A 21,173-nucleotide genomic window follows, 5' to 3' on the forward strand; every position below is an offset into this window, starting at 1 on the left:
CATTACTAAAAGAAAGGAAAAGGTGATGTTTTAGCTTCTATAAACATCATACAAGACATTTATGAATTCTTTGCTTCGTGCAGAACACCTGACTGTCTGTTATGATGGGGTTCCAGTTGTACAGGACGTAAGTTTTCAATTAAATGAAGGAGAGATCCTGGGTATTGTAGGAGAATCCGGAAGCGGAAAAAGCACTGTCATCCGGACGGTTATGGGCCTTTTGGGAAACAGCGGCACGATAACCGGAGGAAAGATATGGTACAGGGATCAATGTCTGACGGATATGTCGGAACGGGATCTGATGAAATACCGGGGAGCGGAGATCGGAATGGTATTTCAGGACTGCGGAGCCGGATTCTGTCCTGTCCGCACAGTGGGAGCACAGATTTATGAGGCTGTTTCAGCTCACGAAAAGACGAACAGAGTCCAGGTGGAAAAAAGAGCAGAAGTCCTTATGGAAAAGATTGGTCTTAAAAACCCCCGGCGTGTGCTGAAAAGCTATCCTTTCCAGTTATCTGGAGGTATGAACCAGAGAGTGGGAATCTGCGCGGCAATGATGCTCCGCCCGGCAGTGCTTCTGGCAGATGAACCTACCAGCGCTCTGGATGTAACTGTCCAGAAGCAGGTGGCGGAGGAGCTTCTTCTGATGCGGGAGGAGTTTCATACATCTATGATCCTTGTTACTCACAATATGGGGCTGGTCAAAAAAATGACAGACCGGGTGCTGGTTCTCTGCAATGGTCAGATGATGGATTACGGAAAGACAGAAGAAGTCCTGCAGCATCCCGAAAGCGCCTACACGCAGGAACTGATGGATTCAGTAGTACGTCTGAAGAGGAAGCAGATATGACGGATATAATATTGAAGGCAGAGAAACTGAAAAGAGTGTTTACTTCCGGAAAAAGCTCCTTTGCGGCAGTGGATCAGGTGAGCTTTGAGCTGAAAAAGGGAGAATGTCTGGGTATTGTGGGGGAATCCGGCAGTGGAAAAAGTACGGTGGCCCGTCTAATCACAGGACTTTTGCCCTGCTCAGAAGGCGAGATCCTGTTTGTTGTGCCGGAAAAAACCAATGGTTTACACAGAGAGGATGGTTCCTGTATCAATATCACGCAGGCGGGAAAACGGGAATTGAGAAAAGTTTACCGTCATATGCAGATGATCTTTCAGACTCCGACGGAATCTTTTGATCCCCGGCGTACCCTTGGGGACGGAATTGGGGAAAGTCTTCGGAATATGGGGATAAAAGGCTTAGAATTAAAAAAAAGGGTGGATAACCTTCTTGAAATTTGTGGATTGTCTTCAGAGTTTGCTCTGAGATATCCTCATCAGGTAAGCGGCGGTCAGTGCCAGAGAGCTGCAATTGCCAGAGCGCTTGCAGCAGAGCCGCAGCTTCTGATCTGTGATGAGGCAACCAGCGCTCTTGACGTGACTGTGCAGAAGCAGATCATGGAATTGCTGATGAAGCTGAAACAGGAACAGAACCTCAGCGTGATTTTTATCTGTCACGATCTGGCGCTTGTGCAGATGTTCTGCGACAGGGTGCTGGTAATGAATCAGGGAAGGATCGTGGAGACCGGAACACCGGATCAGATAATCGATTCACCCCGGGAAGAATACACCAGAATGCTGGTGGACGCAGTGCTTGATATTTGAATATATAAAAAAATCACTTATCTGATCTGAGATAGGTGATTTTTTTATGGGTCGTTTAAAATAATGGGATTGTTGTAAGTGCATCAATTGTGGAGGTCTGTGCACAAACAGTGACATCATAGAACACATCTATGTGTTGTTTATATTTTAACAAACTCTTGAAATCTTACAAGCCTCCCGGGGGGATAGAAATATATGAAAAATATACAGGATCTATGCCAAATATGAATAGGTATATATCCCCCGCACCGGGTTAAACTGCGGGAGGATCAATGTTATACTGAGCAAAGATCGGCTGCAGAGAAAATATGCAGCAGAAAATTTCAGCGGAGGGAATACAGAAATGAAAAAAAGAATGCTTGCGCTGTTCAGCGCAGTCTGTCTGACCGTTTCCATGGCAGGAGGATGCATAAGTGTATCAGCGGCAGAAGAAAAAAAGGATGAGGTGATCGTGACGATGCCGGTTACCTCAGAGCCGGAGGCAGGATTTGATCCGGCATATGGATGGGGAGCCGGAGAACATGTACATGAGCCTTTGATCCAGAGTACACTGACGGTTACAAACACCGATCTTTCCATAGGAATGGATCTGGCGACAGATTACTCTGTCAGTGAAGACGGGCTTACCTGGACAGTAAAGATCCGTGATGATGTGAAATTTACAGACGGAGAGCCTCTGACAGCAAAGGATGTGGCCTTTACCTATAATAACTGTCGGGATAACAGTTCAGTCAATGACTTTTCCATGTTGGAAGAGGCAGTAGCTACAGATGATACCACAGTAGAGTTTCATCTGAACCGCGCTTTTTCTATCTGGCCGTATACTATGGCTGTAGTGGGAATCGTTCCGGAACATGCTTATGATGAAAATTATGGACAGAATCCTGTTGGATCAGGAAGATATATTATGAAACAGTGGGACAAAGGCCAGCAGGTGATCTTTGAGGCCAATCCGGATTATTACGGAGAGGAACCGTCCATGAAAAAAGTAACGGTTCTTTTTATGGAAGAGGACGCTGCGCTTGCAGCCGCACAGTCTGGAACAGTAGATGTGGCACATACAGCAGCTTCTTATTCAGATATGGAATTTGACGGATACAGCCTTTTTAATGTAGCAACGGTAGACAACCGTGGTATTAATCTTCCGGCAGCTCCGGCAGAAGAGAAAGACGGAGTAATCGTTGGAAATGATTTTACTAACGATGTAAATGTAAGACGTGCCATCAATATCGGTATCGATCGGGATGAGATGATTGAAAACGTTCTGAACGGATATGGAACACCGGCATACAGCGTCTGTGACAAAATGCCATGGTACAACGATGAGGCGGTGACAGAATATGATCCGGAAGAGGCTGTGAAGATTCTTGAAGATGCAGGCTGGAAAGCCGGAGGTGATGGAATCCGTGAAAAAGACGGTGTCCGTGCAGAATTGAATATTTTATACCCGGCGTCAGATTCTGTTCGTCAGGCTCTGGCAGAGGATACAAAAAATCAGCTGACTGAACTTGGAATTGCTGCATCCACAGAAGGGGTAGACTGGGATACCGCATATTCAGGAGCGCTTTCACAGCCGCTGATGTGGGGCTGGGGAGCACATACTCCAATGGAGCTTTATAATATTTATCATACCATGAAAGAAACAGGAACTGCGGAGTACTCTCCCTATGCAAATGAAACAGTTGATAAATATATGGACGAGGCTCTGATGTGCAGCGACCTGGAGGAATCCTATGATCTTTGGAAAAAGGCCCAGTGGGACGGTGAGAGCGGAATTACACAGGAAGGTGATATTCCGTGGATCTGGCTGTGCAATGTGGATCATCTGTATTTTGTAAGAGATGGTCTGAAGATTGCAGAACAGAAGATACATCCTCATGGACATGGATGGTCAATTGTAAATAATGTGGATCAGTGGAGCTGGGAATAAGCTGCCTAAAACCAAATAAAAGAAAATAAGTCATCCGGCGCCCTTCTGAGATGCAGTCTGTAAATAAGCAGACCGTCCCGGAAGGCGCCGGATACTGTGCGTTACAGCAGAAAGGAATTCTGCGTATAAGGAGAAAAGATTGAAGACAGCAAAATTTATAACAAAACAAATGATAAAAATGTTTCTTCTGCTTCTGGCGGTAAGTATAGCGGCATTTGCGCTGATGACAGCTTCCCCTGTGGATCCTCTTCAGGCAAATGTAGGTCAGACTGCCCTTGGTTCCATGAGTCCGGAGCAGATACAGAAGCTGGAAGAATACTGGGGTGTGGGACAGCCGCCTGTACAGAGATATCTGGCATGGCTGAAGGATTTTATCCGTGGAGATATGGGAGTCTCTCTTCTTTATCGGCAGGATGTAACAAAGGTGATAGCAGTAAAGCTGGCAAATTCCTTGTTTCTTATGATCATTGCCTGGGTCATGTCGGGTCTCCTTGGATTTATACTGGGAGCCCTTGCAGGAATGAACAGGGGAAAACTGATCGATAAAGTGGTCAGGGGCTATTGTCTGCTGATCTCCAGTACACCGGCTTTTTGGATTGCCATGCTTTTTCTGATCATATTCGGGGTATGGCTGAAAATCCTTCCCATTGGTCTTAGTGTTCCGATCGGAGTGGAAGCAAGCGGGGTTACATTTCTTGACAGAGTTTATCATGCCATTCTGCCGGCATTTACTTTGTCAATTACCGGAATTTCCAATATAGCCATGCATACAAGGGAAAAAATGATCGATATCTGTGAAAGCGATTATATGCTTTTTGCAAAGGCAAGAGGGGAAAGTACATGGGAGATCTTTAAGAACCATGGTTTCCGAAATGTACTGGCGCCTGCTATGACTTTACAGTTTGCATCCATCAGTGAGATTTTTGGCGGATCTGTTCTTGTGGAGCAGGTATTTTCTTATCCGGGACTGGGACAGGCCGCAGTCAGTGCAGGGCTTGGAAGCGATATGCCTCTTCTTATGGCGATCACCATGATCAGTGCGCTTCTGGTATTTGGCGGGAACCTGATCGCCAATCTTTTGTACGGGGTGATCGATCCTCGTATCAGACGGGGAGGTGCGGTGAGATGAAAGCTTTTGCAGAAAAACAGAAAACAGGTCTGACCTTAAAAAAGTCAGGATGGAATCAGAGACAGAGGCTTCTTTTCTGGCTGATCGCAGCTGTTCTGTTTCTTACGGCAGTATGTGTTGGGGGAATGTTTCTGGACGAAGCTGCAAAAACAACAGATTTTTCCAGAAAAAACATTTCGCCCTGTCTGACTTATCCTTTTGGAACGGACTGGCTGGGAAGAGATATGTTTGCCCGCACTATAAGAGGTCTGTCCATCAGTATCGTGATCGGAATCAGTGCAGCTGCAGTCAGTGCTGTTCTTGCTTTTATACTTGGAGTGGTGTCTGCCACAATGGGAAAAGCAGCAGATGCCATGGTGACCTGGTTTATCGATCTTGTAATGGGAATCCCGCATATGCTGCTTCTGATCCTTGTGTGCGTTGCCTGCGGACGGGGGCTGAAAGGGGTAATCCTTGGCGTGGCGCTGACACACTGGACTTCTCTTGCCAGACTGATCCGCGGAGAGGTGCTTCAGCTGAAGGAACAGCAGTATATCAAAATGGCGCGCAAGCTTGGAAAGAGTAATCTTTATATTGCCATGAAACATATGGCTCCGCATCTGTTTCCTCAGTTTGTGGTAGGACTGATTTTGCTGTTTCCTCATGCGATCCTTCATGAATCAGGAATTACCTTCCTGGGATTTGGACTTTCTAATGAGCAGCCTGCCATAGGCATTATTCTTTCGGAAGCAATGAAGTATATGATTACAGGAAAATGGTGGCTGGCTCTTTTTCCGGGGCTGATGCTTGTGCTTACGGTGGTATGTTTTTATGCGGTTGGAGAAAATCTGCGTAAATTAGTGGATCCGGCAAGCGCCCATAAATAGGAGATAAAAATGGAAAAAAAGAAAATACTTGAGATAAAAAACATGAATATTTCTTTTTGCCAGTATCAGAAGGGAATGCGGCAGGAAGAGCTTCCGGTGATCCGGGATCTGAGTCTGTCTGTCCACGAGGGGGAGATGGTGGCAGTAGTAGGCTCTTCCGGTTCCGGAAAAAGCCTCCTGGCTCACGGAGTGATGGGGATTCTTCCTTATAATGCGTCTATGGGAGGAGAAATTCTGTATCGGGGAGAGCCTTTGACGGAAAAAAGAATCCGTAAGCTCCGTGGTAAAGAGATTGTAATGGTGCCCCAGAGCACTTCGTATCTGGATCCTCTGATGAAAGTGGGGACACAGATCTGTAAGGGAAAAAAAGATCCGGTACGTCAGAAGAAGCTGGACGGGATTTTCAGCCGATACAGTCTGGCAAAGGAGGTACAGGAGCAGTATCCATTTGAATTGTCCGGGGGAATGACAAGAAGAGTGATGATCTCCACGGCAATGATCGAGGATCCCAGACTGGTGATTGCAGACGAGCCGACTCCGGGACTGCATCAGAAGGCTGCGAAAAGAGCTATGGAGCATTTCCGGGAGCTGGCAGATATGGGAGCTGGAGTGCTGATCATCACCCATGATCTGGAACTGGCGCTGGAGACGGCAGACAGGGTTTTGGTATTTTATGCCGGATATACGTTGGAAGATGCAAAGGCAGAGGATTTTTGTAAAGAGGAAACGCTTCGTCATCCTTATACAAAAGCATTGTGGAGAGCGATTCCAAAAAACGGATTTCAGTATATCGATGGTGTGCAGCCGTATGTAAAGGATATGCCTTCCGGATGTCCGTTTGCACCCCGATGCAGCAGGTGTTCCGAAAAATGCCATGGAGAGATTCCCTACCGTGAGGTCAACGGCGGATATGTGAGGTGTGTATATGATTCTTGAAGCAAAAAATATTTCTTTTCGTTATGGGGAAAATGGAAGAGAGATCCTGAAGGATTTCAGTCTGAAAGCAGACAGCTCAGAAAGAGTGGGGCTGGCGGCACCCAGTGGTTTTGGAAAAACAACCTTATGCAAGATTTTATCCGGATATGAGAAGCCGGACAGAGGTGATATCCTTCTGGACGGAAAACCGCTGGATCAGTATGGTTCTTATTGTCCTGTTCAGCTGATCTGGCAGCATCCGGAGCAGGCAGTAAATCCAAGACTGCGGATGAAGTCGGTACTGGAAGAAGGAGATCAGGTGGATCCTGCTCTGGTGGAACGTCTGGGAATTGAAAAAGACTGGATGAACCGTTTTCCAGTAGAGATTTCCGGTGGTGAAATGCAGCGTTTCTGTATTGCAAGAGCTATGGGAAAAAGAACCAGATTTCTTCTGGCAGATGAGATCAGCACCATGCTGGATCTTATTACACAAAGCCAGATATGGCATTTTCTTATAGAGGAGACCAGGCGGAGGCAGATGGGAATGATCGTAGTCAGCCACAGCCCGGAGCTCCTGGAAAGAGTCTGTACCAGAGTAATAGACCTTCAGAAAACACAGTCCTGAATGTTTTGCGGTTTTCAGACTGCAAGCGCAAAGATTCTGGTAGCGATATAGAAATAAATGATAATAGAACAGGTGTCTACTGCTGTTGTGATAAGGGGAGATGCCATAACAGCAGGATCCATGTTCAGTTTTTTAGCGATCAGGGGAAGAACACAGCCCATAAGTTTTGCCATGATCACAGTGGCAGTAAGTGACAGGGCAACCACAAGCGCAAGCTGAGGATCCTTATACATAATCAGAATTCTTACTCCATTTATAAGGGAAAGTCCGGTACCTACAAGAAGGGAGATACGGAATTCCTTAAACATGATGCGGAAAATATCCTTAAAAGTAATCTCCCCCAGAGCAAGACCGCGGATGATGAGGGTAGAACTCTGTGATCCGCAGTTTCCGCCGGTATCCATAAGCATGGGGATAAAGGATACCAGAAGAGGGACTGCCGCAAATGCTTCTTCATATCGTGTGATGATGGTTCCGGTGATGGTAGCTGACAGCATCAGGAAGAGAAGCCATGCAAAACGTTTTCTTGCATGTGTCAGTACGGAAGTCTCGAGATAGGAGTCATTGGTGTCCATGGACTTCCTGACAGCTCTGGTGTGGATAGTTCTGTTTACGATTCTGTTGTTTTTTAAAATTAATGTTCTGCTCATAATGATTCCATCCTTTCTTTAATGTAATTCTACTGCAACTGGCTCCAGGTTCCATGGTACTCACCTCCTTTGGTTTGTTTTAAAAATTACAAAGCGGCTAAATCCGCTTTTTGCCATATAAAAAAATCCTGTCAAAGCTTGAGCAATGACAGGATATATTTTTCCCGAAAATAAAACATCGTTCAAGCTTTAGCATCACAGGGCGTAAAAATTGCATTAGGTTATGCCTTATCTGCGACATAGCCTGCTGGCCAGCGAATCGTGTCTCCACGTTTTTGCGGCAGCAATCTTAGGATAATCCAAATCCCTGTGGTAGCCTCACCTACCGAATTTATTAATTTTTTCATATTGTATACTGAACTACTAGGTTTGTCAAGGCAGGAATTGTAAAGATTTTGTTTACAAAATATAGACGCTGATGTTTGTAGCGTTCACAGAAACATATAGACTAAGAAATATCAGCCCTGCCCCGGTGTGCCAAAGAGATTCAGGATCACGCATCCGGCCACGATCAGGATCAGTCCTGCGATCCCTGTCGGGGACAGTTTCTGTCCGAAAATGATCCAGGCGATAATGGCGGTAGCGACGATACCCACTCCGCACCAGGTTGCATAGGCGATTCCCAGATCAATCCCGTTGATGGCTTTTGAAAAAGTATAGTAGCAGATTACATAAAACAGTACACATCCGGCTCCGGGCAGAAGCTTCGTAAAGCCCTGAGAGGCTTTTAAAAGAGAAGTGGCTATGATTTCTGCAATAATGGCGACGGCAAGTAAAAGATAATACATATGTTTTCCTCCGGAATAAATAAATGTCAGTTTTTATTATCCTTCAATAGAAAGGAGGTGTCAATGTAATTTCTGCTTTCAGAAATAGGCGGAATATGATTTTGTGTCTGTAAATGACATGCAAGAGTGGATTCTTCTGTTGCAAAAGCCGGTTCAAGACTTGGAAAATTCTAAGCTTCTGCTTCTTTGCAAAAAACGATCCCTCCGTATGCTGAACTCGTCTGCGACTCAAACAACAGCATCCGGGGGATCAATGCAAATGCGCAGAAAGCAAGAATTTTTACCCAAGTCTTTCAATGCTTATGACCAGAAGAATCCATTCCTGCATTGTTTTTTCAGACAGCAAATTTATATTCCTGCCGTTTTTGTGTTCCCGGGTGGGGAGTTGCAGGGCACAGCACTGCTAGCCAGTCTGCGGCTGGCATCCGGCCGTAGGCCGGACACTGCCGGAAGGATTTCTGTTTGGCTGTTATCCACTTTTTTCTTATATGCATCGTCTGTGGGTAGCAAGAAATAAAAAAATCCTCTTGACAATCTTTTGTTATGGATATATACTTTGATAATCAAAATATTAAAGATTCAAAATAAAACCAGCATGTAATTCTACATGTACTGCGGGATCGGTTTTCGGTCCCGGAAAAGGAGGGCGGATCATGACGGGTGTGATTTGCGGGACGGGAGCCTGCGTACCGGAACGGATCCTTGATAACAATGAAATCGCTGAGTTTGTAGATACCAGTGATCAGTGGATCAGGGAACGGACCGGAGTGGAACAAAGGCGTATCGCCCGGAAGGAAACCACCGTATCCATGGCGGCAGAGGCCGGGAGACAGGCAGTGAAAGAAGCCGGGATCAGTCCGGAGGATATTGATATGATCATTACGGCAACAGCCACGCCGGATCAGATCTTTCCATGTGCAGCCTGTGAGGTGCAGAAAGAACTTGGAGCAGTCCGTGCAGTATGCTTTGATATGAACGCTGCCTGCAGCGGCTTTCTTTTTGCCTATCAGACGGCACAGGCATATATAGCTTCCGGAATCTGCCGGAATATTCTTATTACAGGAAGCGAGAGGCTTTCAAGAATTGTGGACTGGAAGGACCGGGGAACCTGCATTCTTTTTGGAGATGGGGCAGGGGCGGCTCTGATCCGGGCAAAGGAAGGAAAGCAGTATCTTCCGTTTGCCTGCTCAGACGGAACCGGAGGAGCAGCGCTGACCTGTCCGGGACATGCCGGAGATCAGAAGACAACTTCCCATATTTCCATGGATGGCCGTGAGGTTTTTCAGTTTGCGGTTCGCAGAGTTCCGGAGGCGGTGCGGGAGGTTCTTAAAAAAAACGATCTGAAAACAGAAGATATTGACTGGTTTGTTCTTCATCAGGCAAATCGGCGGATCGTGGAGGCAGCGGCCAAAAGGCTGAAGACAGAGATTGAGAAGTTTCCTATGAACCTTCAGAAATATGGAAACACCTCTTCCGCAAGTATCCCGATACTGTTAAATGAACTGAACAGAAGCGGGAAACTGAAAAAAGGACAGAAACTTATTCTTGCAGGATTCGGCGCAGGGCTTTCCTGGGGAGCTTCCGTGCTGGAATGGGGAATTTAAAAAATAAAAATAACACAAAAAAGGAGAAAACAACATGTTAGAAAAAATCATTGAGATCACAGCAGACACACTTGGAGCAGAGGCAGCAGGAATCACAGAAAGCACTTCCTTTACAGAAGATCTTCACGCAGATTCTCTTGACCTTTTTGAGCTGGCAATGGCTCTCGAGGAAGAGTTTGGAGTAGAGATCCCAAGTGAGGATCTGGAACAGATCACAACTATTGGTGCAGCGGCAGCGTATCTGGAGGAGCATAAATAATAAGTCTGCTTTTGATAACGCAGCTAAGAACATCAGACTTTCTGTCTTTATGATGGGAAGGGTATGAAGATAGTTGCTGTGAACAGTAACTGAAAATGAGGATATGAGGATGAAAACAGAGATCACAGAATTATTAGGAATTGAATATCCCGTGATTCAGGGAGGAATGGCCTGGGTGGCCGAGGCAAATCTGGCAGCGGCAGTTTCCAATGCCGGAGGCCTGGGACTGATCGCAGCCGCGGCAGCTCCTGCTGAATGGGTAAGAGAACAGATCAGAAAAGCGAAGACAATGACAGACAGGCCTTTTGGTGTTAATATTATGTTAATGAGCCCGGAGGCGGATGCAGTTGCCAGAGTGATTGTGGAGGAAGGCGTTTCCATCGTTACTACAGGCGCAGGAAGTCCGGAGAAATATATGGCGGACTGGAAAGCAGCAGGAGTGAAGGTTCTTCCGGTGGTGGCGTCAGCGGCTCTGGCAAAAAGAATGGAGCGATGCGGCGCTGATGCAGTAATTGCCGAGGGAACAGAGGCAGGAGGTCATATCGGAGAACTGACTACAATGGTTCTTGTTCCTCAGATTGCGGATGCAGTACAGATTCCGGTGGTAGCGGCCGGAGGAATTGCCGACGGAAGAGGCATGGCCGCAGCTTTTATGCTGGGGGCAAAAGGCATCCAGGCAGGAACTGTTTTTGCAGCATCCAAAGAATCTGTGATTCATGAAAATTATAAGAACAGTATCCTGAAAGCAAAGGATATTGATACCCGTGTGACAGGCAGAAGCACAGGTCATCCCATCCGTGTTCTTCGGAATGATATGGCGAGAAAATATCTGGAGCTTGAAAAAAACGGCGCGGATTTCCAGGAGTTGGAGGCGCTGACCCTTGGAAGCCTGAGAAAAGCCGTAGTAGAAGGCGATATAAAAAACGGAAGCCTTATGGCAGGCCAGAGCGCAGGACTTGTAAAGGAAAGTCTTTCCTGTGAAGAGGTGATCCGGAGAATGGTAACCCAGGCACAGAATCTTATGAACGGAGAGGCGCAGCATGAGTAGGATCGCATTTCTTTATCCCGGACAGGGAGCCCAGGAAATGGGTATGGCAAAAGATTTTTATAAAAACAGTCCGGAAGCAAGGGAATTATTCGATCAGGCATCTGAGATGCTGGATCTGGATCTTTGTAAGCTTTGTTTTGAGGAAAATGATCTTCTGGATAAAACAGAGTATACACAGGCCGCTATGGTGGCAGCCTGTCTTGCTATAACAGGAGAATTGAAAAAGAGAGGGCTTCATCCGGATATGACAGCCGGACTGAGTCTTGGAGAATATTGTGCCATTGCGGCAGCCGGAGGCATGAGTGATTTGGACGCTGTCCGTACTGTGCGTGCCAGAGGGATTTTTATGGAACATGCAGCTCCGGAAGGTACAGGAGCCATGTCCGCGATTCTTGGAATGGAAAATTCCTTGGTAGAAAAAGTGATGCAGGAGATCGACGGCGCGTACATTGCAAATTATAACTGTCCGGGTCAGATTGTGATCACCGGAGAAAAAGAGGCAGTGGAAAGAGCGGGAAAAGCCCTGAAGGAAGCCGGAGCCAGAAAAGTCCTTCCGTTAAAGGTCAGCGGTCCGTTTCATTCACCAATGATGGAAAATGCCGGAGAAAAGCTGAAAAAGGTCCTGGAAGAAGTAACTTTGAAAAAGCCTTCCGTTCCTTATGTGACCAATGTAACGGCAGAACTGGTAACAGAAAAAGAACCGATCCGGGAGCTTCTTGTAAAACAGGTCAGCTCTTCGGTATGCTGGGAGCAGAGCATCAGAAATATGATTGCAGAAGGAATTGATACTTTTGTGGAGATCGGTCCCGGAAAAACTCTCAGCAGTTTTATGAAAAAAACAGACAGAAATGTAACCATGTACCGGGTCGGCACCTGGGAAGAGGCAGAAACTGTGTGCAGTGAGATTTTGAAAGGAATCTGAGAAGAAAGAGGAGATATCATGACAGAGCAGCAGACAAAAAAACAGATCGCTGTTGTTACAGGAGCATCCAGAGGGATTGGAAGAGCCATTGCTCTGGAGCTTGCGGCAAAGGGGATCTTCGTGATCATTAATTATAATGGTTCTGCAGAACGGGCAGAAGAGGTCAGAAAAGAAATTCAGGAAAATGGTGGTGAAGCTGCTGTTCTTCAGTGGAATGTAGCAGATCATCAGGCCTGTGACCAGGCAGTACGGAGTATTGTAAAAGAATATGGGGCAATTGATATTCTTGTGAATAATGCAGGAATTACCAAAGACGGACTTTTGATGGGTATGTCTGAGGAAGCCTTCGACCGTGTGATCGATGTAAATCTGAAAGGATGCTTTAATATGATGCGGTTTGTATCCAGACAGATGCTGAGGCAGAAAAAAGGACGTATCGTCAGTCTTGCTTCTGTGGTAGGGATTGCAGGAAATGCAGGACAGGCGAATTATGCGGCATCTAAGGCAGGAGTGATCGGTCTTACAAAAACTGCAGCCAGGGAGCTTGCATCCCGGGGGATCACAGTCAATGCGGTTGCTCCGGGATTTATTGAGACAGAAATGACAGCCGTACTTCCGGAGGCGGTTAAGGAAGCTTCGGCAGCGCAGATCCCTCTGGGACATTTTGGGAAACCGGAGGACGTAGCCCGGACAGTTGCATTTCTGGTATCTGAGGATGCAGCATATATTACAGGTCAGGTCATTCAGGTTGACGGAGGAATGGTGATATGAGTAAACGCAGAGTAGTCGTTACCGGACTTGGAGCCGTAACGCCAATTGGAAACAGTGTACAGGAATTCTGGGAAGGGATCCGTGAGGGAAAAACAGGTATTGGACCGATTACCAGATTTGATGCAGGAGAATATAAAGTCCGTCTTGTGGCAGAGGTCAGGGATTTTGATCCGAAAAAATATATGGAGCCAAAGATGGTAAGACGTATGGCTCCATTTGCCCAGTATGCAGTAGCTGCGGCAAAAGAGGCATTTGAAGACGCAGGACTGGATATGGAAAAAGAAGATCCTTTCCGTGCAGGAGTGATCATCGGCTCCGGAGTAGGAGATCTCCATCAGGTAGAGCTTTGCTATGATAAGATCTTGACAAAAGGCCCCGGACGTGTTCCTCCTCTTATGGTTCCCCTGATGATCTCCAATATGGCTGCCGGAAATGTTTCAATCCAGTTAGGGCTTCGGGGAAAATGTTCAGACGTAGTGACTGCCTGTGCTTCCGGTACCCACAGTATCGGCGACGCCTTCCGTGCGATCCAGTACGGAGATGCGGAGATCATGCTGGCAGGCGGTGCTGAAAGCTGTATCTGTCCCACTGGCGTGGCCGGATTTGATGCGCTGACAGCGCTGACGGAAACTGACGATCCTGCAAGGGCATCTATTCCTTTTGACAAGGATCGTGACGGATTTGTTCTCGGAGAAGGCGCAGGTGTTGTAGTGCTTGAAGAACTGGAGCATGCTCTGGCAAGGGGCGCAGAGATCTATGCAGAGGTAGTGGGCTATGGCGCTACTGCGGACGCGTATCATATCACTTCACCGGCAGAAGACGGAAGCGGCGCTGCAAAGGCAATGACTCTTGCCATGGAGGAAGCAGGTGCGGATCCGTCAGAGGTAGAATACATCAACGCCCATGGAACCAGTACCCATCACAACGATCTTTTTGAGACAAGAGCCATCCATATGGCCTTTGGAGAAGCTGCGGAAAAGGTAGTGGTAAATTCCACCAAATCTATGATCGGGCATCTTCTGGGGGCAGCAGGCGGCGTGGAATTTATTACCTGTGTAAAATCCATTCAGGATGGATTTATCCACCAGACTGTAGGCACCAGAGAACCGGGAGAGGGATGTGATCTGGATTATGCCATCGGCGCGCCGGTGGAAAAGGAGATCCGTTATGCAATGAGCAATTCTCTGGGATTTGGCGGACATAATGCAACTCTTCTGTTAAAAAAGTTTGAATAGATCGGAAATAGGAAAATGGAATTTGAAAATCTTCTTACGTTAATAAAAACAGTGTCCGATTCTGAGGTTACAGAACTTCACTATGAAGAAAACGGCACAAATATCCGCCTTGTAAAGGAGGTTCCGGTGCCGGGAACAGGGATTCCGATACAGAATCCGGCGGTGATCCTTCAGAATGAGGCAGGCATTCCGGTTATGGAAAATGAAGCGTCAGGAAATACAGGCGCGGCAGCAGAAGCACCGGAAGGACAAATTGTAAAATCTCCGCTGGTAGGAACCTTTTATGCGGCGCCTGCCGAGGATGCGGATCCTTTTGTCACAGAAGGAAAAGCAGTAAAAAAAGGCCAGACACTTGGAATTGTGGAAGCCATGAAGCTGATGAATGAGATAGAAAGTGAATTTGATGGTACGGTTGCAGAGATTCTTGTGGAAAACGGACAGATGGTAGAATTCGGACAGCCTTTATTCAGAATCAGATAGATCGAGGTAGAGTATGAAACGTTTAGGAATTAAAGAAATCGAGGAGATACTTCCGCACAGACACCCGTTTTTGCTGGTGGATTATATTGAGGATTACCAGCCGGGAGAATTTGCAGTAGGATATAAATGTGTGACTTTTCATGAGGACTTTTTTCGGGGACATTTTCCTCAGGAACCGGTAATGCCGGGAGTTCTTACTGTTGAGGCACTGGCGCAGACAGGTGCGGTGGCTATCCTGAGCAAAGAGGAAAATAAAGGAAAGACAGCATATTTTGGCGGGATTAAAAACTGCAGATTCCGTGGAAAAGTATCTCCGGGAGACAAGATAAAACTGGAAACAAGGATCATCAAATGCAAAGGACCGGTAGGTGTAGGCCATGCGGTTGCCAGTGTAGACGGCAAAGTAGTGGTAGATGCAGAACTGACTTTTATGATCGGATAGGTGAAATAAAATGATAAAAAAAGTGCTGATAGCCAACAGGGGAGAAATAGCGGTACGGATCATCCGCGCCTGCAGAGAAATGGGGATCGAGACCGTAGCTGTTTATTCAGAGGCTGACAGAGAAGCCCTTCATACGCAGCTTGCAGATGAGGCTATATGCATTGGCCCGGCGCCGTCTTCTCAGAGCTATCTCAGTATGGAAAATATCATAAGTGCGACCATTGTTTCAGGCGCAGACGCCATTCATCCGGGATTTGGCTTCCTGTCTGAAAACAGCAGGTTTGCAGAGCTTTGCGAACAGTGCAAAATCACGTTTATCGGACCGCCCTCTCAGGTGATTGCAAGCCTTGGCAACAAACAGGCTGCCAAAAATACCATGGCGGCGGCAGGAGTTCCGGTGATTCCGGGAAGCAAAAAAGCGGTTTATTCTGTGGAAGAAGGAATGGCAGAAGCAGATGAGATCGGTTATCCGGTAATTATCAAAGCGGCTCTGGGAGGCGGAGGCAAGGGAATGCGTACCGCAGACTGTGCGGCAGAATTTGCAGAAAGCTTTCGTACTGCCCAGAAGGAGGCGCAGATGGCTTTTGGAGACAATACCATGTATATCGAGCATTTTGTCCGGAATCCCAGACACATTGAATTTCAGATTCTTGCAGACAAAAAAGGCAATGTGATCCATCTGGGGGAAAGAGACTGTTCTGTGCAGAGAAATCACCAGAAAATGATCGAGGAATCTCCCTGTGAGGCAATCTCAGACAGACTCCGTAAAAAAATGGGGGAGGCGGCTGTGAAGGCGGCAAAGGCCTGCGGCTATGTAAATGCAGGAACCATTGAATTTCTTCTGGGTCGGGATGGAAGCTTTTACTTTATGGAAATGAATACCAGGATCCAGGTGGAGCATCCGGTGACCGAGTGGGTGACAGGGGTGGATCTTGTAAAGGAGCAGATCAGGATCGCATCCGGGATGCCTCTTTCCTTCAGGCAGAAGGACATCCATATTACCGGCCATGCCATTGAATGCCGCATTAATGCAGAAAATCCCTCTAAGGGCTTTCGGCCGTCACCGGGAACTATCACGGATATGTATTTCCCCGGGGGAAAAGGAATCCGCATCGATTCGGCTGTGTACAGCGGCTATACGGTGCAGCCTTATTATGACTCCATGATCGCCAAACTGATTGTGTGGGCTAAAAACAGAGAAGAGGCTATCCGTAAAATGCAAAGTGCTCTTGGGGAGATCATTATAGAGGGAATCGATACAAACGTGGACTATCAGTATGAGATTTTAAATCATCCGGATTTTCTGGAGGGGAATACGGATGTAGGCTTTATTGAACGGATGGAAGGCATAGGTAAGGAAGCATGAAGCTGGAAAATATGTTCAAAAAAACAAGAATCTCCAATGGGGAATCCGGAGGCAGACGAGGAAGAACAGCAAAGCCGGAGGTACCCCAGGGACTTTTGCGGAAATGTAATAAATGTGGAGCGGCAATTATTGCCGAAGATGTAAAAAACGGATATTATATCTGTCCGAAATGTGGAGGGTATTTCCGGGTACACGCTTACCGCAGGATACAGATGGTGGCAGATGAGGGAAGCTTTGAAGAATGGGATGGTTCTCTTATGGGAGAAAATCCCATGGATTACCGGGGATATCCGGAAAAGCTGTCTGCTGTTCAGGGAAAAACAGGGCTTCGGGAGGCAGTTGTTACCGGAAAATGCCGGATTAACGGATATGAAGCAGTGATTGGAGTCTGCGATGGACGCTTTCTCATGGCAAGTATGGGATGGGTAGTAGGAGAAAAAATCACAAGAGCTGTGGAGCGGGCTGCAGAAGAAAAGCTTCCGGTGATTCTTTTTGCCTGTTCAGGAGGAGCCAGAATGCAGGAGGGAATTACCTCTCTGATGCAGATGGCAAAAACCTCGGCGGCGCTGAAGAGTCACAGTGATGCAGGGCTTCTTTATATTTCCGTTCTTACAGAACCTACTACCGGAGGTGTGACGGCAAGCTTTGCCATGCTGGGAGACGTGATCCTGGCGGAACCGGGAGCGCTGATCGGATTTGCCGGACCAAGAGTTATTGAGCAGACTATCCGTCAGAAACTTCCAAAAGGCTTTCAGAGGGCGGAGTTCCTTCTGGAGCATGGATTTGTGGATGCAATTGTAGAAAGAGAAAACCTGAAGCGTACACTGACAAAGATATTAAAGCTTCATGAGAAAAAAGACAGGTCTGTCATAGAGACAGCTAAGATCAGAAATTTCGAAGAGACAGAGAAGCGGAACAGATTTGAGCGGACATCACTGACAGGCAAAGGATCGGAACCGACATTGTCTCTTGACCCATGGGAGAGAGTGCAGGCCTCCCGAAGAGCGGACCGGCCTTCAGGAAGCGCATATATCCGTGGATTGTTTACGGATTTTACAGAATTTCACGGAGACCGGAAATATGGAGATGATCCGGCAGTGATCGGAGGTGTGGCAGCTTTTCGCGGAATCCCGGTTACGGTGATCGCTCAGGAAAAAGGCAGCGGTACCAAAGAAAATATTTACCGTAATTTTGGAATGCCAATGCCAGAAGGTTATCGCAAGGCTCTCCGCCTTATGAAGCAGGCAGAAAAATTCCGCCGCCCGGTGATCTGTTTTGTAGATACTCCGGGTGCGTTCTGCGGAATTGAGGCAGAAGAACGGGGACAGGGAGCAGCCATTGCAGAAAACCTTATGGAGATGGCGGGTCTGACTGTTCCGGTACTGACTGTTGTAACAGGAGAGGGAGGAAGCGGCGGTGCCCTTGCCATTGCCGCAGGAGATCAGGTATGGATGCTGGAAAACGCCGTTTATTCCATCCTTTCCCCGGAAGGCTTTTCCAGTATTCTGTGGAAAGACAGCAGCAAGGCAAAAGAAGCAGCAGAAGTTATGAAGCTGACAGCCGCTGATCTTTACAGACAGAAGATCATTGAAAAGATCATTCCCGAGCCGGAGAAATTAAATGAAGAAAACCTCTCTTATGTGACAGACATACTGGATGAGGAGATTGCAGATTTCCTGAAACAATATGAGAAAATGCCGGAAGAAGAATTACTGAAGAAACGGTATGAAAGATTCCGGAAATTTTAGTGCGGGAGGGAGAATTTTTATTTCTTGTTTCCCCCATATGATGCATATGAGAAAAAAGGCAAATCATGTGCTGTGCTGCGTTTCCTGGTAAACCTGTGCGCTGATTTACTGCCATTCGCACGAACTCGCCTGACGGCTCAGACAGCGTGCTCGGTGGCTGTAGCTAACACAGGCTTACCAACGGAAGCCTCGCAAGGCACTATGATCTGCCTTTTTCTCTATGCATCTGAAAGTGGATACCAGCCAAATAGAAATCCCCCGGCAATATCCGAGTCCCAGTCAGTTGTCAGCCGCGGGACGACCAGCAGTATTGTGCCCTGCAGTTTCCCACCCGGGAACATAAAAATGCAGGAATATAAATTTGTTGTCTGGAAAATATAATGCAGGAGTGGATTCTTCTGGTTCAGAAGCATTGAGAGACTTGGGTAAAAATTCTTGTCTTCTGCGCATTTGCATCAATCCCCCAGATGCTGCTGTCTGAGTCGCAGGCGAGTTCAGCATCTGGGGGATTGTTTTTTGCAAAGAAGCAGAAGCTTAGAATTTTCCAAGTCTTGAACCAGCTTTTGTAACAGAAGAATCCACTCCTGCATGTCATTTCCAGACAAAAATTATATTCTTTTTATTCTCTTAAACACAAATATTTTTTTCGTATTCGGAACAGATTTCCTTCAGGGTCTGTATCTCTGTGGAAACGAATTTGTTTTTATGGATGACGAAGTGGATATTCCGGGTCACGCGGATACCTTCCAGCGGAAGGATCACCATATCCCCGTCATTCACCTCTTTTGCCACCATTCTCTTGGAGAACAGTGCGATTCCTCTTCCGCATATCACAGCATTTTTGATGGCATCGGTACTGGTGCTGCGGAAGGTTCGGTTTAAGTGGATATTCTGTTCTTCCAGCAGCTGTTCAAACTGGTTGCGGTCTGTGCTTCCGCTTTCTCTGCTTGCATAATCCTGATTCTGGAGCATGGGAAGGGGAATGGAATCCAGAAGGGCAAGAGGATGATTTTTTCCGCATACCATGACCAGTTCATCTTCGCAGACAGGGAGAGCAATGAGATTTTCATTTCGGATGGTGCCCTCCACTATTCCGATATCTACCTGACTGTCCAGGATCGCCTGTTCAATATGAGTGGAATTGGTGACGGTTACCTGAAAATCACAGTTGGGAAGCTGCTTTTCGGCTTGATCAAGAATCTCATTGATAAGAAAGGTTCCTACGGAAACACTGCAGCCGATGTGTAATTGGGTTTTCTGTGTGGCATGGAGCATGGCTTCTTCCATTTTGTCAAAAGAATCCAGAATATGACGGGAAAAAGAGAGCAGAAGCTCTCCTTCGTTTGTCAGGTATAATTTTTGAGAAAGCCGTTCAAATAGTTTCACACTATAATGGCGTTCCAGCTCGGAGACTGCCTGGCTGATACCTGGCTGGGATATGTGAAGAAGCCTTGCTGCTTTGCTCATACTTCCTGCATCAGCGACGGTTGTAAAAATCTGTAAATGTCGGATAGTCATAAGTACATTCCTCCTGAATTATGAAATTGCCCCGGAAAGAGCATAGAGAACAGTTCCAACAACGCCGCTTCCAAGAATAATGGCAATGGCGCTGGTCTTATATTTTCTTAAAATAAACAGAGATACAGCGAATATACCTAACTCAATCCAGCGAATATCGCTCAGAACAATATCTGGAAGCTCTGCCTGAAAGAGTCCAAGCATCAGGATGGAGGCGCCGGCAGAGGCGATCAATGCAACAACAGCCGGACGCATGGCTCCCAGAACGATCTGTACTCCGCTGACGGAGCGATATTTATAGTAAAAATGTGCCAGGGTCAGGCAGATGCAGAAAGAGGGCAGAATACATCCGAAGGTACAAAGCAGTACTCCGGGTATTCCGGCGATCCTCATACCTACAAAGGTTGCGGAATTAATGGAAATCGGTCCCGGTGTCATTTCTGCAACAGTGATCAGGTCCGAAAACTCACTGAGGGTCATCAGCCCGTAAATATCTACAATCTGTTCCTGTATCAGGGGAATAGCAGCGTATCCTCCGCCAACACTAAACATACCTACCTGAATAAATGCGAAAAATAATTTAAGCAGCAGCATTATGCGATTCCTCCGTGTTTTGTTTTATATGTCTGAAAGATAAGATCCAGGATTCCGATGCCAAGACATGTCAGAATGACCAGCATAGCACTGACATCCAGAAAATAGGTTGCGACAAAGGCAATGATCATCATGGCAATATATAGGATTCGTCTTGTGTTTAGTACATGCTGTGCAAGATTGATAACTACATCAAAGATCACGGCGGCAACTCCGGCCCGCATAACCTGAAGGGCTGTGCTGATATATGGATTAGTCCGGAACTGCTGGTAGAACAGGGAAATTATGGAAATGATGATCATAGGTGGGAGAATTGTTCCGAGTATTGCGGTAAGAGATCCCACAATTCCTGCAATCCGGTATCCAATGATGACAGAAGCGTTTACCGGGAGAGGACCGGGAGCAGACTGAGTGATTGCTGTTACATCCAGCATTTCATCTTCTTCCAGCCATTGCAGTTCTTCTACATATTTTTTTTTCATAAGAGAGACGATGACAAAGCCGCCGCCAAAAGTGCAGGCGCTTAGTACAAACATAGAGCGAAACAAAGTCCATAGCTTGCTGTAATCCTTTTTCATAAGAACCTCCATAACTTTTTTTATGAGTTAAAGTTTAGCATAGAAACAACTA

The 21,173-nt window shown here is 46.7% G+C and carries 21 protein-coding genes, 1 pseudogene and 1 riboswitch; of the genes and pseudogenes, 17 read left to right on the forward strand and 5 right to left on the reverse strand.

Annotation, left to right across the window (positions count from 1 at the left end):
- The first annotated feature begins 61 nt into the window (after positions 1-61).
- The 7 genes from RDS42_RS03615 (at position 62) to RDS42_RS03645 (ending at position 7,118) form a co-directional block, all read left to right on the forward strand.
- The gene (locus tag RDS42_RS03615; protein WP_308782428.1) at positions 62-850 is read left to right on the forward strand and encodes an ABC transporter ATP-binding protein; all 789 of its coding nucleotides are present in this window, start codon (positions 62-64) and stop codon (positions 848-850) included.
- Positions 847-1,653, forward strand: a complete 807-nt coding sequence (locus RDS42_RS03620; RefSeq protein ID WP_308782429.1) for an ATP-binding cassette domain-containing protein — start codon at positions 847-849, stop codon at positions 1,651-1,653. The genes RDS42_RS03615 and RDS42_RS03620 overlap by 4 nt, the downstream gene beginning before the upstream one ends.
- A 394-nt stretch (positions 1,654-2,047) precedes the next feature.
- Positions 2,048-3,583 carry an ABC transporter substrate-binding protein gene (locus tag RDS42_RS03625; protein WP_308782446.1) on the forward strand — a complete coding sequence of 512 codons (1,536 nt, stop codon included), beginning with the start codon at positions 2,048-2,050 and terminating at the stop codon, positions 3,581-3,583.
- A 169-nt stretch (positions 3,584-3,752) separates the two neighbouring features.
- Positions 3,753-4,712: an ABC transporter permease gene (locus tag RDS42_RS03630; RefSeq protein ID WP_308782447.1), complete on the forward strand. Its 960-nt coding sequence runs from the start codon at positions 3,753-3,755 to the stop codon at positions 4,710-4,712.
- Positions 4,709-5,578, forward strand: coding sequence for an ABC transporter permease (locus tag RDS42_RS03635; RefSeq protein ID WP_331602588.1), 870 nt, complete (start codon positions 4,709-4,711; stop codon positions 5,576-5,578). Before RDS42_RS03630 ends, RDS42_RS03635 begins: the two co-directional genes overlap by 4 nt.
- A gap of 9 nt (positions 5,579-5,587) precedes the next feature.
- Positions 5,588-6,514, forward strand: a complete 927-nt coding sequence (locus RDS42_RS03640; protein WP_308782430.1) for an ABC transporter ATP-binding protein — start codon at positions 5,588-5,590, stop codon at positions 6,512-6,514.
- On the forward strand, positions 6,504-7,118 hold the full coding sequence (locus tag RDS42_RS03645; RefSeq protein WP_308782431.1) for an ATP-binding cassette domain-containing protein: 615 nt from the start codon (positions 6,504-6,506) through the stop codon (positions 7,116-7,118). Before RDS42_RS03640 ends, RDS42_RS03645 begins: the two co-directional genes overlap by 11 nt.
- A 14-nt stretch (positions 7,119-7,132) precedes the next feature.
- Here the strand turns inward: RDS42_RS03645 and RDS42_RS03650 are convergent.
- Together RDS42_RS03650 and RDS42_RS03655 are read right to left on the reverse strand one after the other, a co-directional pair.
- Positions 7,133-7,696: pseudogene (locus tag RDS42_RS03650) on the reverse strand (magnesium transporter); the annotation flags it as partial.
- A gap of 239 nt (positions 7,697-7,935) precedes the next feature.
- Positions 7,936-8,105: riboswitch (M-box (ykoK) riboswitch) on the reverse strand.
- Between the two features lie 121 nt (positions 8,106-8,226).
- Positions 8,227-8,556, reverse strand: coding sequence for a multidrug efflux SMR transporter (locus RDS42_RS03655; protein WP_308782432.1), 330 nt, complete (start codon positions 8,554-8,556; stop codon positions 8,227-8,229).
- Between the two features lie 653 nt (positions 8,557-9,209).
- Between RDS42_RS03655 and RDS42_RS03660 the strand changes: the two genes are divergently transcribed.
- The 10 genes from RDS42_RS03660 to RDS42_RS03705 all read left to right on the forward strand — a co-directional run bounded on the left by RDS42_RS03660 (position 9,210) and on the right by RDS42_RS03705 (position 18,431).
- The gene (locus RDS42_RS03660; RefSeq protein ID WP_308782433.1) at positions 9,210-10,160 is read left to right on the forward strand and encodes a beta-ketoacyl-ACP synthase III; all 951 of its coding nucleotides are present in this window, start codon (positions 9,210-9,212) and stop codon (positions 10,158-10,160) included.
- 34 nt (positions 10,161-10,194) lie between these two features.
- On the forward strand, positions 10,195-10,419 hold the full coding sequence (gene acpP, locus RDS42_RS03665) for an acyl carrier protein (protein ID WP_308782434.1): 225 nt from the start codon (positions 10,195-10,197) through the stop codon (positions 10,417-10,419).
- Positions 10,420-10,522: 103 nt separating this feature from the next.
- Complete coding sequence (gene fabK / locus RDS42_RS03670) at positions 10,523-11,467, forward strand: enoyl-[acyl-carrier-protein] reductase FabK (protein ID WP_308782435.1); 945 nt, start codon at positions 10,523-10,525, stop codon at positions 11,465-11,467.
- Positions 11,460-12,389: an ACP S-malonyltransferase gene (gene fabD, locus RDS42_RS03675; protein WP_308782436.1), complete on the forward strand. Its 930-nt coding sequence runs from the start codon at positions 11,460-11,462 to the stop codon at positions 12,387-12,389. Before fabK ends, fabD begins: the two co-directional genes overlap by 8 nt.
- Positions 12,390-12,407: 18 nt before the next feature.
- Positions 12,408-13,160 carry a 3-oxoacyl-[acyl-carrier-protein] reductase gene (gene fabG, locus RDS42_RS03680; protein ID WP_308782437.1) on the forward strand — a complete coding sequence of 251 codons (753 nt, stop codon included), beginning with the start codon at positions 12,408-12,410 and terminating at the stop codon, positions 13,158-13,160.
- A complete protein-coding gene (gene fabF / locus RDS42_RS03685; RefSeq protein ID WP_308782438.1) occupies positions 13,157-14,395 on the forward strand; it encodes a beta-ketoacyl-ACP synthase II in 1,239 nt (412 codons plus the stop codon). The genes fabG and fabF overlap by 4 nt, the downstream gene beginning before the upstream one ends.
- Positions 14,396-14,410: 15 nt before the next feature.
- Positions 14,411-14,875, forward strand: a complete 465-nt coding sequence (gene accB / locus RDS42_RS03690; RefSeq protein WP_308782439.1) for an acetyl-CoA carboxylase biotin carboxyl carrier protein — start codon at positions 14,411-14,413, stop codon at positions 14,873-14,875.
- A gap of 13 nt (positions 14,876-14,888) precedes the next feature.
- Positions 14,889-15,317, forward strand: coding sequence for a 3-hydroxyacyl-ACP dehydratase FabZ (fabZ, locus tag RDS42_RS03695; RefSeq protein WP_308782440.1), 429 nt, complete (start codon positions 14,889-14,891; stop codon positions 15,315-15,317).
- 10 nt (positions 15,318-15,327) lie between these two features.
- Positions 15,328-16,683 carry an acetyl-CoA carboxylase biotin carboxylase subunit gene (locus tag RDS42_RS03700; protein ID WP_308782441.1) on the forward strand — a complete coding sequence of 452 codons (1,356 nt, stop codon included), beginning with the start codon at positions 15,328-15,330 and terminating at the stop codon, positions 16,681-16,683.
- Positions 16,680-18,431 carry an acetyl-CoA carboxylase carboxyltransferase subunit alpha gene (locus tag RDS42_RS03705; RefSeq protein ID WP_308782442.1) on the forward strand — a complete coding sequence of 584 codons (1,752 nt, stop codon included), beginning with the start codon at positions 16,680-16,682 and terminating at the stop codon, positions 18,429-18,431. The genes RDS42_RS03700 and RDS42_RS03705 overlap by 4 nt, the downstream gene beginning before the upstream one ends.
- 627 nt (positions 18,432-19,058) lie before the next feature.
- Here RDS42_RS03705 and RDS42_RS03710 read toward each other — a convergent pair.
- From RDS42_RS03710 to RDS42_RS03720, 3 genes are read right to left on the reverse strand one after another with little or no spacing between them, the layout of a single operon-like run.
- A complete protein-coding gene (locus RDS42_RS03710) occupies positions 19,059-19,949 on the reverse strand; it encodes a LysR family transcriptional regulator (protein ID WP_308782443.1) in 891 nt (296 codons plus the stop codon).
- A gap of 18 nt (positions 19,950-19,967) precedes the next feature.
- Entirely contained in the window at positions 19,968-20,543 is a 576-nt protein-coding gene (locus RDS42_RS03715) for a chromate transporter (RefSeq protein WP_308782444.1), read from the reverse strand.
- Positions 20,543-21,121 (reverse strand): chromate transporter, encoded by a 579-nt coding sequence (locus tag RDS42_RS03720; RefSeq protein ID WP_308782445.1) that lies wholly within the window; start codon positions 21,119-21,121, stop codon positions 20,543-20,545. The genes RDS42_RS03715 and RDS42_RS03720 overlap by 1 nt, the downstream gene beginning before the upstream one ends.
- Between the last annotated feature and the right edge of the window lie 52 nt (positions 21,122-21,173).

The sequence above is a fragment of the uncultured Blautia sp. genome, assembly GCF_902497045.1.
Taxonomy (GTDB): Bacteria; Bacillota; Clostridia; order Lachnospirales; family Lachnospiraceae; genus Blautia_A.

Bases quoted from the DNA above. Each gene is read 5' to 3' on its own strand.
- RDS42_RS03615 (WP_308782428.1), top strand. From the start codon at position 62: ATGAATTCTTTGCTTCGTGCAGAACACCTGACTGTCTGTTATGATGGG.
- RDS42_RS03620 (WP_308782429.1), top strand. From the start codon at position 847: ATGACGGATATAATATTGAAGGCAGAGAAACTGAAAAGAGTGTTTACT.
- RDS42_RS03625 (WP_308782446.1), top strand. From the start codon at position 2,048: ATGGCAGGAGGATGCATAAGTGTATCAGCGGCAGAAGAAAAAAAGGAT.
- RDS42_RS03630 (WP_308782447.1), top strand. From the start codon at position 3,753: ATGATAAAAATGTTTCTTCTGCTTCTGGCGGTAAGTATAGCGGCATTT.
- RDS42_RS03635 (WP_331602588.1), top strand. From the start codon at position 4,709: ATGAAAGCTTTTGCAGAAAAACAGAAAACAGGTCTGACCTTAAAAAAG.
- RDS42_RS03640 (WP_308782430.1), top strand. From the start codon at position 5,588: ATGGAAAAAAAGAAAATACTTGAGATAAAAAACATGAATATTTCTTTT.
- RDS42_RS03645 (WP_308782431.1), top strand. From the start codon at position 6,504: ATGATTCTTGAAGCAAAAAATATTTCTTTTCGTTATGGGGAAAATGGA.
- RDS42_RS03655 (WP_308782432.1), bottom strand. From the start codon at position 8,556: ATGTATTATCTTTTACTTGCCGTCGCCATTATTGCAGAAATCATAGCC.
- RDS42_RS03660 (WP_308782433.1), top strand. From the start codon at position 9,210: ATGACGGGTGTGATTTGCGGGACGGGAGCCTGCGTACCGGAACGGATC.
- acpP (WP_308782434.1), top strand. From the start codon at position 10,195: ATGTTAGAAAAAATCATTGAGATCACAGCAGACACACTTGGAGCAGAG.
- fabK (WP_308782435.1), top strand. From the start codon at position 10,523: ATGAGGATGAAAACAGAGATCACAGAATTATTAGGAATTGAATATCCC.
- fabD (WP_308782436.1), top strand. From the start codon at position 11,460: ATGAGTAGGATCGCATTTCTTTATCCCGGACAGGGAGCCCAGGAAATG.
- fabG (WP_308782437.1), top strand. From the start codon at position 12,408: ATGACAGAGCAGCAGACAAAAAAACAGATCGCTGTTGTTACAGGAGCA.
- fabF (WP_308782438.1), top strand. From the start codon at position 13,157: ATGAGTAAACGCAGAGTAGTCGTTACCGGACTTGGAGCCGTAACGCCA.
- accB (WP_308782439.1), top strand. From the start codon at position 14,411: ATGGAATTTGAAAATCTTCTTACGTTAATAAAAACAGTGTCCGATTCT.
- fabZ (WP_308782440.1), top strand. From the start codon at position 14,889: ATGAAACGTTTAGGAATTAAAGAAATCGAGGAGATACTTCCGCACAGA.
- RDS42_RS03700 (WP_308782441.1), top strand. From the start codon at position 15,328: ATGATAAAAAAAGTGCTGATAGCCAACAGGGGAGAAATAGCGGTACGG.
- RDS42_RS03705 (WP_308782442.1), top strand. From the start codon at position 16,680: ATGAAGCTGGAAAATATGTTCAAAAAAACAAGAATCTCCAATGGGGAA.
- RDS42_RS03710 (WP_308782443.1), bottom strand. From the start codon at position 19,949: ATGACTATCCGACATTTACAGATTTTTACAACCGTCGCTGATGCAGGA.
- RDS42_RS03715 (WP_308782444.1), bottom strand. From the start codon at position 20,543: ATGCTGCTGCTTAAATTATTTTTCGCATTTATTCAGGTAGGTATGTTT.
- RDS42_RS03720 (WP_308782445.1), bottom strand. From the start codon at position 21,121: ATGAAAAAGGATTACAGCAAGCTATGGACTTTGTTTCGCTCTATGTTT.